General features: G+C 74.5%; 14 protein-coding genes. 6 read left to right on the top strand and 8 right to left on the bottom strand.

Translation table 11 applies throughout. The features are described from left to right. The first annotated feature begins 65 nt into the window (after positions 1–65). The 3 genes from ACFV4F_RS12440 to ACFV4F_RS12430 all read left to right on the top strand — a co-directional run bounded on the left by ACFV4F_RS12440 (position 66) and on the right by ACFV4F_RS12430 (position 2837). Positions 66–1373, top strand: coding sequence for an adenosylmethionine--8-amino-7-oxononanoate transaminase (locus ACFV4F_RS12440; protein ID WP_380501996.1), 1308 nt, complete (start codon positions 66–68; stop codon positions 1371–1373). A 206-nt stretch (positions 1374–1579) separates the two neighbouring features. After that, positions 1580–2314: a dethiobiotin synthase gene (bioD, locus tag ACFV4F_RS12435; protein WP_380501994.1), complete on the top strand. Its 735-nt coding sequence runs from the start codon at positions 1580–1582 to the stop codon at positions 2312–2314. Positions 2315–2390: 76 nt separating this feature from the next. Then, positions 2391–2837, top strand: coding sequence for a hypothetical protein (locus tag ACFV4F_RS12430; RefSeq protein ID WP_380445841.1), 447 nt, complete (start codon positions 2391–2393; stop codon positions 2835–2837). Between the two features lie 54 nt (positions 2838–2891). Here ACFV4F_RS12430 and ACFV4F_RS12425 read toward each other — a convergent pair whose 3' ends face one another. Both ACFV4F_RS12425 and ACFV4F_RS12420 read right to left on the bottom strand, forming a co-directional pair. Further along, positions 2892–3341 carry a heme-binding protein gene (locus tag ACFV4F_RS12425; RefSeq protein ID WP_380501992.1) on the bottom strand — a complete coding sequence of 150 codons (450 nt, stop codon included), beginning with the start codon at positions 3339–3341 and terminating at the stop codon, positions 2892–2894. Next, on the bottom strand, positions 3338–4318 hold the full coding sequence (locus ACFV4F_RS12420) for an NADP-dependent oxidoreductase (RefSeq protein WP_380501990.1): 981 nt from the start codon (positions 4316–4318) through the stop codon (positions 3338–3340). Before ACFV4F_RS12420 ends, ACFV4F_RS12425 begins: the two co-directional genes overlap by 4 nt. A 143-nt stretch (positions 4319–4461) precedes the next feature. Here ACFV4F_RS12420 and ACFV4F_RS12415 point away from each other — a divergent pair, with 143 nt between their 5' ends. The 3 genes from ACFV4F_RS12415 (at position 4462) to ACFV4F_RS12405 (ending at position 6858) form a co-directional block, all read left to right on the top strand. Then, positions 4462–4851, top strand: coding sequence for a winged helix-turn-helix transcriptional regulator (locus ACFV4F_RS12415; protein ID WP_380501988.1), 390 nt, complete (start codon positions 4462–4464; stop codon positions 4849–4851). Between the two features lie 193 nt (positions 4852–5044). Beyond that, positions 5045–5899 carry a polysaccharide deacetylase family protein gene (locus tag ACFV4F_RS12410; protein ID WP_380501986.1) on the top strand — a complete coding sequence of 285 codons (855 nt, stop codon included), beginning with the start codon at positions 5045–5047 and terminating at the stop codon, positions 5897–5899. Further along, complete coding sequence (locus ACFV4F_RS12405; protein WP_380501984.1) at positions 5896–6858, top strand: TAXI family TRAP transporter solute-binding subunit; 963 nt, start codon at positions 5896–5898, stop codon at positions 6856–6858. Before ACFV4F_RS12410 ends, ACFV4F_RS12405 begins: the two co-directional genes overlap by 4 nt. A gap of 23 nt (positions 6859–6881) precedes the next feature. Here ACFV4F_RS12405 and ACFV4F_RS12400 read toward each other — a convergent pair whose 3' ends face one another. The 6 genes from ACFV4F_RS12400 to ACFV4F_RS12375 form a co-directional block, all read right to left on the bottom strand. Next, positions 6882–7055, bottom strand: a complete 174-nt coding sequence (locus tag ACFV4F_RS12400; RefSeq protein WP_380501982.1) for a hypothetical protein — start codon at positions 7053–7055, stop codon at positions 6882–6884. A 37-nt stretch (positions 7056–7092) separates the two neighbouring features. Then, a complete protein-coding gene (locus ACFV4F_RS12395) occupies positions 7093–7383 on the bottom strand; it encodes a hypothetical protein (protein WP_380445848.1) in 291 nt (96 codons plus the stop codon). Positions 7384–7454: 71 nt separating this feature from the next. Continuing rightward, complete coding sequence (locus tag ACFV4F_RS12390; protein WP_380501980.1) at positions 7455–8876, bottom strand: ATP-binding protein; 1422 nt, start codon at positions 8874–8876, stop codon at positions 7455–7457. Then, positions 8873–9580, bottom strand: coding sequence for a response regulator transcription factor (locus ACFV4F_RS12385; RefSeq protein ID WP_380501978.1), 708 nt, complete (start codon positions 9578–9580; stop codon positions 8873–8875). Before ACFV4F_RS12385 ends, ACFV4F_RS12390 begins: the two co-directional genes overlap by 4 nt. Positions 9581–9605: 25 nt before the next feature. Continuing rightward, positions 9606–10946 (bottom strand): MFS transporter, encoded by a 1341-nt coding sequence (locus tag ACFV4F_RS12380; RefSeq protein WP_380502137.1) that lies wholly within the window; start codon positions 10944–10946, stop codon positions 9606–9608. A gap of 457 nt (positions 10947–11403) precedes the next feature. Further along, complete coding sequence (locus ACFV4F_RS12375) at positions 11404–11772, bottom strand: MerR family transcriptional regulator (RefSeq protein WP_380501976.1); 369 nt, start codon at positions 11770–11772, stop codon at positions 11404–11406. Between the last annotated feature and the right edge of the window lie 148 nt (positions 11773–11920).

Raw genomic sequence — 11920 nt, 5'->3', positions numbered from 1 at the left:
CGCGCGGCCGTCCGGCCGGCACCGGACCCACGCTCCACGCCCGACAGTCCAGGAGAACCCCCGTCATGTCGTCCCAGCTGTCCCCGGACACGCTGCTCTCGCTCGACCGCGCCCACGTCTGGCACCCGTACGGCCCGATGCCCGGCACCGCCACCCCGTTCGTGGTGGAGTCCGCCTCCGGCGTCCGGCTGCGGCTCGCCGAACCGGTCGCGGGCGGGCGGCGGGAGCTCGTCGACGGCATGTCGTCCTGGTGGGCGGCCGTCCACGGGTACCGGCACCCGGTGCTCGACGAGGCCGTCCGGGACCAGCTGGGGCGGATGAGCCACGTGATGTTCGGCGGGCTCACCCACGAGCCCGCCGTCCGGCTCGCGGCCCGGCTGGTGGAGATCACGCCCGAGCCGCTGCAGCACGTGTTCCTCGCCGACTCCGGATCGGTCGCGGTCGAGGTCGCGATGAAGATGTGCCTCCAGTACTGGCGCTCCACCGGCCGCCCCGAGAAGCGCCGGCTGCTGACCTGGCGCGGCGGCTACCACGGCGACACCTTCCACCCGATGTCCGTGTGCGACCCCGACGGCGGCATGCACCACCTGTGGGGCGGGGTGCTGCCCGGGCAGCTCTTCGCGCCGCAGCCGCCCGCCGGGTTCGACGAGCCGCTCGACCCCGCGTACGCGCGGGAGTTCGAGGCGCTGATGGAGCGGCACGCGGACGAGCTCGCCGCCGTCATCGTCGAGCCGGTCGTCCAGGGCGCGGGCGGGATGCGCTTCCACTCCCCCGCCTACCTGCGGATGCTGCGCGAGCTGTGCGACCGGCACGGCGTGCTGCTCGTCTTCGACGAGATCGCGACCGGGTTCGGCCGCAGCGGCGCCCTGTTCGCCGCCGACCACGCGGGCGTCTCCCCCGACGTCATGTGCCTCGGCAAGGCCATCACCGGCGGGTACCTGACGCTGGCCGCCGCGCTCTGCACGGGCGAGGTCGCGGACGGGATCAGCCGCGGCGAGGTGCCGGTGCTGGCCCACGGGCCGACGTTCATGGGCAACCCGCTGGCCTGCGCGGTCGCCAACGCCTCCATCGACCTGCTGCTCGGGCAGGACTGGGAGACCGAGGTGAAGCGCATCGGCAACGGCCTGCGGGACGGGCTCGCGGCCGCCGCCGACGTACCCGGCGTGCACGACGTGCGCGTCCAGGGCGCCATCGGGGTGGTGCAGTTGGACCACCCGGTCGACGTCGCCGCCGCCACCGAGGCCGCCGCCCGCGAGGGCGTCTGGCTGCGCCCCTTCCGGGACCTGATCTACACCATGCCCCCCTACGTGACGCAGGACGAGGACGTGGCCCGCATCGCGGCCGCCGTGACCGCCGCGGCGGTGGCGGGATGAGCGCGAGTCGCCGCGGCGGTGGCGGGATGAGCGCAGGTCGCCGCGGCGGTGGCGGGACGAGCGCGAGTCGCCGCGGCGGTGGCGGGATGAGCGCGAGTCGCCGCGGCGGTGGCGGGACGAGCGCAGGTGGCCGCGGCGGTGGCGGGACGAGCGCAGGTGGCCGCGGCGGTGGCGGGACGAGCGCAGGTGGCCGCGGCGGTGGCGGGATGAGCGCGCGGATCCTGTTCGTCACCGGGACGAACACCGACGTCGGCAAGACGATCGCCACGGCGGCCGTCGCGTCGGCGGCCCTGCGCGGCGGCCTGCGGGTCGCCGTGCTCAAGCCCGGTCAGACCGGCGTCGCGCCCGGCGAGCCCGGGGACGCTGCCGAAGTCCGGCGCCTGGCGGGCGATCTGACGATCCGTGAGCTCGTGCGCTACCCCGAGCCGCTGGCCCCCGACACGGCGGCCCGCCGGGCCGGGATGCCGCGCCTGGCCCCGGAGGACGTCGTCGCCGCCGTCCGCGAGCTGGCGGCGGAGCACGACCTCGTCCTGGTCGAGGGCGCGGGCGGCCTGCTGGTGCGCTACGACGACGAGGGCCGGACGCTCGCCGACCAGGCCAGGGCCGTGCTGGACGCCGGACTGCCCGCCGAGGTGCTGCTCATCGCGTCGGCCGGACTCGGCACCCTCAACATCGTCGCCCTGACGGCGGAGGCCCTCGCGGCGCGCGGACTTCCGCTCGCGGGCGTCGTCGTCGGCTCCTGGCCCGCCGCGCCCGGCCTCGCCGAACGCTGCAACCTCGCCGACCTGCCGCGCTCGGCCGGCGCCCCGCTCCTCGGCGCGCTCCCCGAACGCGCCGGCGCCGCCGCCGACTTCGCCGCGCTGGCCCTCGCCTCGCTGGCCCCGGAACTGGGCGGTACGTGGGATGCGGAGCACTTCGCCGAGGCCCACCGGCCGGAATGAGCCGGGCTTCGCTCGAAGGTGTGATGTCGGCCCCCGAACCGTGTGCGGGCCGGTTCGGCTCAATACCGTTCTCCTCATGACAGACGGGCTGACGGTAGACGAGGCTCTCCGAGCCTTGGCCGCCCTGGAGGCGGCGTGGAAGGACGACGACGAGGCCCTGTCCGCCCTCTCCGCGGGCGGGCCGGACGAGCAGACCCTCCCGGCACTGGTGGCCGCGTACGGCGAGCACGCGATGGACACGCTCATGGCGCTCGCCTTCGGCCTGCGCTCGACGATGAGCGACGAGGAGATCGCCGAGCTGTCGGACGCCGTGAGCGCCAACATCGGCGCCCGGATGAGCGCACTGCTCACCCGGGCGCTGAAGGTGTGGGGCGCGGTGGCCCCGCCGGACGACCTGGTCGTGACGAAGGCCATCGCCCACGTGGTGATCGACGCGATGCGGGCGGTCACGGAGGACCCGAACAAGACCGAGGTCCTGCCGCTGCTCGCAACCTTCCGCTCGTACGCGCTCAACAACCCCTGACCGCCGGCAGGGCGGGGCGGGGTGCCCGTGCTGCGTCCGGCGGTGGGACGGCCCCTACCGGTCGGCGGGCAGGTCGAACCCGAGCGCGGCCAGCGCCTCCTCGGCGGCCTCCCGGTCCTGCTCGTAGCTGCCGCCGGAGACCCCGAGGCCTCCGACGCACCGGCCGTCCGCGAGGACCGGGTAGCCGCCGCCCACCGCCATCAGCCGCGGGTGCCCGGCCAGCGGCGTGACCTGCGGATCGGCCAGGTAGCCGTTCCACGCGTGGGTGGGGATCCCGAACGAAGCCGCCGTCCACGCCTTGTCGACGGCCACCTCGGCGGTGAGGAAGGGCGCCCCGTCGGCGCGGTCGAAGGCCTTCAGGTGCCCGCCCGGGTCGACGACGGCGACGGCCGCCGGGAAGCCGATCCGGTCGGCGGCCGCGCGCACGGCCGCGATCAGCTCGGCGGCGGCGGCCCGGCTCACCGCCTGGGCGGGCGTGGTGTTCGCGGACGTGTCGGTCCTCACGAGGCCGCTCCTTCGGTGACGGTCAGGACGATCTTGCCGCGGGTGCGGCCGGTCTCGCCGAAGGTGTGGGCCGCGCCGGCCTCTTCCAGCGGGAAGGTCTTCGCCACCTCGACGGCGACCTCGCCGGCGTCGATCAGGCCGGCGATCGCGGTCAGCGCCGTGCCGTCCGGCTCGACCAGGAACGGGGTCACGCGCACGCTGGCCGCCTCGGCCGCGGCGGCCAGCTCCGGGGAGACGCCGGCCGGGATGGTGACCAGCAGACCGCCGGGGCGCAGGACCTTCAGCGACCGGGTGCTGCTGTCGTCGTGGGCGTCGCCCACCAGCTCGATGACGACGTCGACGTCGGCGACGACCTCCTCGAAGCGGGTCGTGGTGTAGTCGACGGTCTCGTCCGCGCCGAGCTCCTTGAGCCAGGGGTGGCGGGCGGCGCCGGCGGTGGCGATCACGTGGGCGCCCAGGTGCCGGGCGAACTGGACGGCGAAGTGGCCGACGCCCCCGGCGGCGGCGGTGATCAGGACCCGCTGCCCGGCCTGGACCTGGGCGGTGTCGACGACGGCCTGCCAGGCCGTCAGCGCGGCCAGCGGCACGGCGGCGGCGTGCACGTGGTCGAGGGCGGCGGGCTTGCGGGCGAACTGCCGGGCCGGGGCGGTCACGTACTCGGAGTAGCCGCCCGCGAGGCGGGGGAACCACGGCATGCCGTAGACCTCGTCACCGGGCTTCAGCGTGGTCACGCCGAAGCCGACCTCCTCGACCACGCCGGACACGTCCCAGCCGAGGGTGAACGGGCCCTCGCCCAGCAGGCCGGCCATGCCCGAACCGGCACGGGTCTTCCAGTCCACCGGGTTGACCCCGGCGGCGTGCACCCGCACCAGCACCTCGGTGGGCAGCGGCACCGGGCGCGGCACCCGCTCGACCCGCAGCACATCCGGGCCGCCGAAGCCGTTCTGGACCATCGCGCGCATCGTGTCCGTGGACATGTGTCATCTCCTGCGAAAGGTGCTTCCGGAGAGGCTCTCGCGGGCCTCCCCCTGACGTCGGCGACGCTATCCGCAGGGATGTGGTTACCTTCAAGGGACACTACTTCCTTTTGGAAAGCATCCTGCTGAGGAGAGTAAGAAGCATGGCGACCAGCTGCCCCAGCGGCCAGCACGACCACCACGACGTCTACACCGCCCAGTGCCCCTGCCGCCCGCTGCTCGACCTGCTGGCCAACAAGTGGTCCGCGCTCGCCATCGGCGCCCTGGAAGAGGGCCCGCAGCGCTTCGGCGCGCTCCAGCGCCGGCTCGGCGGCATCAGCCCGAAGGTGCTGACCCAGACGCTGCGCCGCCTGGAGGACTTCGGCATCCTCGACCGCACCGTCTACCCGGCGGTCCCGCTGCACGTCGAATACTCCCTCACCGAGCTCGGGCGCAGCGCCGCCGTCCCGCTGAACCACCTGCGCAGCTGGGTGGAGCAGAACCTGGACCAGGCGGCCCGTGCGGAACCGGTCGCGGAGGCCTTCGCGGGGTGAGCGAGGCGAGCGAGGTGAGCGAGGCGAGCGAGGCGAGCGGGGTGAGCGAGAAGTCGGGCCCGCCGACTTCCGGTGATCCCCGGGAGTACGCTGCTGCCTCGCGAACCCTCAGAACGGTGATCACGGCAACCGGACCGGGCCGCCACCGCGTCCGAGGGGCAGGACCGGCAGAAGGACACGGGGGAGACGGCTCATGGGAATGCGGCGACCTGACCGGGCGGGCGACGAACGGGCGGTGGCGCGGCGGCAGTTGCTGACGTGGGCGGCGACGGGCGCCGCCGTGCTCGGGGCCGGGGGCGCGCTGACCGGGTGCAGCAGTTCCGGGTCCGCGAGCGCCGACAGCGCCAACGGGGACTCGCCGAACGACTCCTTCTCCCCCGCCGCGCCGACCGACCCGCCCGCCGTCCCCGGGCTGCCGGTGCCGTCGGCCACCCCCGTCGGGGTGCGCAGCAAGCCGGTCTTCAAGGTCCACGACCTGCTGCCCACCGCGCCGTCCAACGCCGTCGCCCTGACCATCGACGACGGCCCGAGCCGGCTCTACACCCCGCAGGTGCTGCAGCTGCTGCGCAAGTACGACATCCGCGCCACGTTCTCCGTGGTCGGCAGCGAGGCGCACGCCAACAAGGACGTCATCCGGCAGATCGCCGCGGACGGCCACGTGCTGGCCAACCACACCATGACGCACCCCCAGCCGTTCTCGCACCGCAGCGCCGCGCAGATCCGACAGCAGCTCACCGACACGCAGTCCGTCGTCGTCGATGCCGGGGCCCCCGTGCCGACGCTGTTCCGCTCGCCCGGCGGCGACTGGTCCCCGACGGTCTTCCAGGAGGCCGCGCGCCTCGGCCTGACCCCGATCGACTGGGACGTCGACCCGCGGGACTGGGCCCGGCCCGGCGTCAACAAGATCACCGAGAAGCTGCTGGCCGCCAAGCCCGGCGACATCCTGCTCTGCCACGACGGCGGCGGCGACCGCTCGCAGACGCTCGACGCCCTGCGCTCGGTGCTGCCGGCGCTCAAGGCCAAGGGCTACGCCTTCGTGACGCTTTGATCGGCGGACCGCCCGTCACCCGCCGGGCCGCGCTGCTCGGCGGGGCCGCCGCCGTCCTCGCCGGGTGCTCGGACGGGGGCGGGCCAGCGGGGTCGCTGCGGCTGGCGAGCGGGCCCGAGGGCGGGCCGTACAACGCCTTCGGGCGCTCCTTCGCCGACGCCGTGGCGGCCGGCCGCCGGCGGCTGTCCGTCACCCCCGTGAGCACCGCGGCCAGCGTGGACAACCTGCGGCGGCTCGACGGCGGGTCCGTCGACCTCGCGCTCGCCACCGCGGACGCCGCCGAGGACGCGGTGCTCGGCCGCGACACCTTCGCCCGGCCGCTCGCCGTGACGGCGCTCGCGCGGGTCTACGTCAACTACATCCACCTCATCGCGCCCGCCGACGGGCCGGTGCACGAACTCGCCGACCTCGCCGGGCGGCGCGTCGCGACCGGTGCGGCGGGCTCCGGGCTCCAGGTGACGGCCAAGCGGCTGCTCCAGCAGGCCGCGCTGACCGGCGGCGCCGCGCCGGTGCAGGAGGAGACGCTCGGGCTGGCCGAGTCGCTGGCGGCGCTGCGGGCGGGCGAGGTGGACGCGGTGTTCTGGTCCGGCGGTGTGCCGACGCCCGCCGTGGCCGGGCTCTCGGCGCAGCTGCCGGTGCGCTTCGTGCCGCTGGACGACGTCGCCGGGACGCTGCGCGAGCGGTACGGCCCCGTGTACTCGGCGGTCACGCTCCCGGCCGGGGCGTACGGCCTGCGGAGCCCGATCGGCACCGTCGGAGTCGGCAACTACCTGACGGCCCGCCCGGGTGTGCCGGAGGACGCCGTGCGCGAGCTGCTGCGGATCCTGTTCGACCGGTGGGCCACGCTGCTGCGCGCCGTGACGGCGGGGGCCCGGCTGGAGCCCCGGTTCGCCGTCTCCACCGGGGCGGTGCCGCTGCACCCGGGGGCGGCGGCGTACTACCGGTCGGTCTACGGCTGAGCTTTCCCCAACGCTCCCGTTGCTCACGGCTCCGGACGGGGATCGTCGATGTCGACGGTGGAGATCCCGGGCGGATACAGTTCCGGACAGGCCGTCAGGATCAGGTGCTGCAGCGGACGCACCGGCGTGGGCAGGCTCGTGGAGATCGCATGGGCGACATCCGGGCCGCCGTAGCCGTCGCGGACCATGGTCGCCACCAGGACGGCGGTCGTCGCGTCCAGGAATCCAGAATGATCACGCGCCACGCCTCGGGGCGACCTTGGCACGGGCGTCGGCGGCGGCGATGTCGTAGACCCTTTGCAGCAGGTTGGGGCCCTCGTCCAATTCCTTGTCGGCGAGGGTCATCCCGAAGTGCTCCCGCAGCAGCCGGCGCCCCTCGGCCACGCGCTCCGCGATCTGCTCCGCGGTGGGCTGCGCCTCCACCAGCAGAGCGACCTGGGCGCCGATCGTGGTGCCGCGGGCCGCCGCGAGAGCGGCCAGCCGGTCACGCGTTTCAGGGGAAACCTTGATCGTCGCATCAGCCATATCTCGACCGTACCCCGCTGGTACAACCAGCGGGGTACGGATTGAACCCGAGGGGCCCGGGCCGCCGGCGCTCACGGCCGCTCGGCCGACCCCTGGCTCGGGCTCCGCCCGTCCGCCCCCGGGAGCCGGAGCTCGACGGTCAGTCCGTGCGGGCTCGCCGGGGCGACGTTCAGGGTGCCGCCGCACGCTCGCGCCAGCTCATCGGCTATGGCCAGGCCGAGGCCCGTGCCGGGGACGTTCTGGTGCTCGGGGGCTCTGCTGAACCGCCTGAGCAGTAGCGGGAGTTGCTCGGCAGATACGCCCGGGCCCGTGTCGGACACCCGGACGACGACGACAGTGCCGCCGCCGTCGCCGTCGAGCGCGGCCTCGGCCGTGACGTGGATCCGCTCCCCCTCCGGGACGAACTTGCCCGCGTTGTCGAGCAGCGCGTCCAGCACCCGTCCGGCCGCGTCGGGCAGTGCGAGGGCACGCAGGCCGGGGGTGACGTCCGCCGTCAGCTCCTGGCCGCCGGCGCGGAACACGGGCGCCCAGGCGGCCACCCGGTCGCGGACGGCCGCCGACACGTCGTGTTCCGCGAGCGGCTCGGACGCGGACTCCATCCTCGCCAACGCCAGTAGCCCGTCCAGGAGTTCGGCCAGCCGGTCGGCCTCGTCCAGGGCCAGGGCGTGCGCGGCGAGGCCGGGGCCGGGCGGTACGTGCGGTTCGGCGTTCTCCAGTTGCAGGACCAGGGTGGCCAGCGGGTTGCGGAGTTGGTGGGAGGCGTCGGCGACGAAGTCGCGCTGGCGGCGCAGCGCGTCGGCGACGGCCTGCGCCATGCCGTTGAAGTGCCGCCGCAGCCTGCGCAGTTCCGGCGGGCCGCCGTCCGACACCGCCCGCGCCTCCAGCCGTCCGTCCGCCAACCGGGCCACCACGCGGTCGAGTTCGTCGACGGGCCGCAGCAGCCAGCGGGCCAGCCCCGCCGCGACGAGGGCGGCGGCGACGAACGCGGTGACGGCGCCCGCGGCGATGAGCGCCCAGCGGACGAGGACGTCGTGGCGCGCGGCGGCGGTGGGGACGGTCAACAGGACGGCGCCGTTGACGCGTTCGTCCTGGCCCACGGGTTCGGCGAGGAGGACGGTGTCCGGCCCCCAGGGGAGGATCGTGGGCAGCATCTCGGTGGAGCGGCCGGTGAGGGCCCGGCTGCGGGCGTCCTCCGCGATGGCGTCCGTGGGGGTAGCCCCGGCCCGGCCGAGGACCCCGCCGGAGGGGTCGACGACGGTCACGGCGGCGCCGTAGAGCTCGGCGTAGCGGGTGAGTTCGGCGGTGAGTTCGCGGCGGTCGGCGTCGGTGCGGATCCGGTTGGCGAGGTCGGCGAAGCGGACGGCGTCGGCGCGGCGCTGGAGGAGGAGGTGTTCCGTCCGGCCGCGGGCGTAGGAGTCGGCCAGGGGCAGCGAGAGGAGCAGCACGGCGGTCCCGATGAGCGCGGTCAGGACGGCCAGCAGGCGGCGCCTCATCCGGTACCGCGCTCCCGCCCCAGGTCGCCGAGCTGGTAGCCGTACCCGCGGATCGTGCGGACGAGTCCGGCGCGCCCGGTCTTGGCGCGGATCCCGGCGACGTGGACGTCGAGGGAGCGCGAGGAGCCGAGGAACGCGTCGCCCCAGATGCGGTCGAGGATCTCCTCGCGCGAGCGGACGTCGCCGGGCTGCGCGGCGAGCAGTGCGAGGACGTCGAACTCGCGCCGGGTGAGCCGGACTTCGGCGCCGCCGACGGTGACCGTCCGGCCGGCGAGGTCGACCACGACGTCGCCGGTGCGCACCTGCCGTCCGTCGCCGGTGCCGGGGCCGGTGCCGTCCGGGGGCGCGGGCCGTCCGAGCCGGCGGCGCACGGTGTCGACGCGGGCGATGAGTTCGGCCATCCGGAACGGCTTGATCACGTAGTCGTCGGCCCCCGCCCGCAGCCCCTGGACGATGTCGCGCTCCTCGCTGCGGGCGGTGACGACGATCAGCGGCACCTGGCAGACCGTGCGCAGCTTGCGCAGCAGGTCGAGGCCGTCCAGGTCGGGCAGGCCGAGGTCGAGCAGGACGAACCCGGCCTCCCGCACGTGCCGCAGCGCCTCGGCGGCGCGCACCACCCGGCGCACGGTGTGGCCGCGGCGGGCGAGGGCGGTGGCGAGGGCCTGGGCCATGCGGTCGTCGTCCTCGACGAGAAGCACGTGCACGCGGTCCTCCCCACCTGTGAGGTGACTACCGTACGGCCTGCGCCACCGCACCCGCCTCGGGGGTCCCGGCCGGGTCGAGCTCGGCGTCGCGGGTGTCGGGCATGAAGAGGTACGTGACGAGCGACACCAGCGCGCAGGCCGAGACGTACCAGAAGAACCCGGACTCGTGGCCGGCGTTCTTGAACCAGAGCGCCACGTACTCGGCCGTGCCGCCGAAGAGCGCGTTGGCGAGCGCGTACGGGAGGGCCACGCCGAGGGCGCGGATGCGGGTCGGGAACAGCTCCGCCTTCACGGCCGCGTTGATCGACGTGTAGCCGGTGACGATCAGCAGGGCCACCACGGACAGACCGAGCGCGGACCAGTACGAGGAGGCCGAACCCAGCGCGGACATGAGCGGGTAGGTGCCCACGGTGCAGCCGATCGCGAAGGTGATCAGCAGCGGGCGGCGCCCGATCCGGTCGGAGAGCAGCCCGGCGAGCGGCTGCACGGCGGCGAAGACCGCGAGCGCGGTGAAGCTGACCAGCGTCGCGGTGTTCTTGGGCAGGCCGGCACTGCCGATCAGGTACTTGGTGAGGTACGTGGTGTACGTGTAGTAGGCGACGGTGCCGCCGAGCGTGAGCGCCATGACCAGGACGGCCTGGCGGCGGTGCTCCCACAGCCCGCGCAGCGTGCCCCGGGCGCCCTCGGCCCGGCCGGCGGTCTCCTTGGTGAACGCGTCCGTCTCCGGCAGCCGGCGGCGCAGCCAGAACACCACGAGCGCGAAGACGGCGCCGAGGAGGAACGGCACCCGCCAGCCCCAGGCGTGCAACTCCTTCGCGGTGAGCGTGTGTTGCATGACGATGAGGATGCCGAGGCCCAGCAGCTGGCCGACCGTCATCGACACGTACTGGAACGACGACCCGAGCCCCCGACGGTCCGGTGCCGACGCCTCCGTCAGGTAGGTCGCGCTCGCCGCGTACTCGCCGCCGATGCTCAGGCCCTGCAGCAGCCGCGCCACCAGCAGGACGGCCGCCCCGAGGTACCCGGCCTGCCCGTACGTCGGCGCGACCGCGATCAGCACGGCCGCCGCCGACATCATCGTGACCGTCAGGGTCAGCGCGCTCTTGCGCCCGTGCCGGTCGGCCGCCCGTCCGAGCACCCAGCCGCCGACCGGCCGCATCAGGAAGCCGACGGCGAAGATCCCGGCGGTGTTCATCAGCTTGGCCGTGGAGTCCGAGCCGGGGAAGAAGTCGTCGGCGAAGTACACCGCGAAGCTGGCGTAGACGAACCAGTCGTACCACTCCACGAGGTTCCCCAGCGACCCCCCGACGAGCGCGAGCCGCCGCCGGGCCCGCTCCTCGCGCGGCGGTTTCGGAGGGGCGGCGATCGATCCAGGCGACACGGACGACGCTGACGGCTCGGACGACGCGGATGACTCGGACGACGACATGGCGGCTCCACGGGTGTTCCAGGGCGGGTGAGGTGCCCCAGAGCGTGCAGCCGGGCCGCGACCGGCGGCAAGGAGTGCGGCCCAGATCTAACGTCCCGCTAAGGAAGCGGCCCCGCGCTCCGCCGACCGGCGGTCGGTACGGCCACGCACCGTCAGCACACCTCCGACCCACCTGGCCCTGTGCAACGTGACTCCTCCCCCGGTTGAAGCCGGGGCTTCTCGCCAAGCCTGGTTGGCTTCGCGACGGGCTGGCCCGGCCCGGCCCGTAGGACGTTGACGGCTCCCACGGTGTCGGCGTGCGCCGGGCGCCGGAGGCGAACAAGGCTCCCTGATACCTCCCGATTCCCGTGACCCACCGGGGCGTGGCCGACGTCGGCCACGCCCCTCCAGCGTCTCAGGCCGCCGGGGGCAGACCGGCCGCCTCGGTGGCCGCGATGGCCTGCCGCAGGGCCTGCCGGGCCTGGTCCAACTCATCGGCGCGGCGGTCGAGTTCGGTGAGCTGGGTGCGCAGCTTGCGCAGCACCCCCGGACACGCGCGCAGCGGGCCGTCCGGCTCGCCGCAGGGCAGGAGCTGCTGGATCGTCCGCGTCGGCAGCCCGGCCGCGAGCAGGGCGCGGATCTGGCGCACGGTCCGCTCGGCGGACGGCTCGAAATCCCGGTAGCCGTTGGGGAGACGCGTCGACGTGAGCAGGCCGACCCGCTCGTAGTAGCGGATCAGGCGCTCGCTCGTACCGCTGAGCCCCGCCAGTTCGCCGATCCTCATCGTGCCCCGCTCCCCCGTCCGGCTTGACCTTGTCACGGTGTCAGGGTTGAACACTAGTACTCCAGTGAGAGTTCTCCGTTTTCCCTGGTCAGCGGCCTGGTGGTCGGGAGTGTAGCCGGGCCGTGCCGGGGGCGGAGGGGTGTTCGCC

It is taken from the genome of Kitasatospora sp. NPDC059722 (genome assembly GCF_042733235.1).
Classification (GTDB): domain Bacteria; phylum Actinomycetota; class Actinomycetes; order Streptomycetales; family Streptomycetaceae; genus Kitasatospora.
This window is presented reverse-complemented; position numbering and strand designations above follow the sequence as displayed.

Excerpts from the sequence above, each read along its gene's own strand:
- ACFV4F_RS12390 (WP_380501980.1), bottom strand. The coding sequence starts at position 8,876 with ATGAGGCGCCGCCTGCTGGCCGTCCTGACCGCGCTCATCGGGACCGCC.
- ACFV4F_RS12430 (WP_380445841.1), top strand. The coding sequence starts at position 2,391 with ATGACAGACGGGCTGACGGTAGACGAGGCTCTCCGAGCCTTGGCCGCC.
- ACFV4F_RS12410 (WP_380501986.1), top strand. The coding sequence starts at position 5,045 with ATGGGAATGCGGCGACCTGACCGGGCGGGCGACGAACGGGCGGTGGCG.
- ACFV4F_RS12415 (WP_380501988.1), top strand. The coding sequence starts at position 4,462 with ATGGCGACCAGCTGCCCCAGCGGCCAGCACGACCACCACGACGTCTAC.
- ACFV4F_RS12375 (WP_380501976.1), bottom strand. The coding sequence starts at position 11,772 with ATGAGGATCGGCGAACTGGCGGGGCTCAGCGGTACGAGCGAGCGCCTG.
- ACFV4F_RS12420 (WP_380501990.1), bottom strand. The coding sequence starts at position 4,318 with ATGTCCACGGACACGATGCGCGCGATGGTCCAGAACGGCTTCGGCGGC.
- bioD (WP_380501994.1), top strand. The coding sequence starts at position 1,580 with ATGAGCGCGCGGATCCTGTTCGTCACCGGGACGAACACCGACGTCGGC.
- ACFV4F_RS12440 (WP_380501996.1), top strand. The coding sequence starts at position 66 with ATGTCGTCCCAGCTGTCCCCGGACACGCTGCTCTCGCTCGACCGCGCC.
- ACFV4F_RS12395 (WP_380445848.1), bottom strand. The coding sequence starts at position 7,383 with ATGGCTGATGCGACGATCAAGGTTTCCCCTGAAACGCGTGACCGGCTG.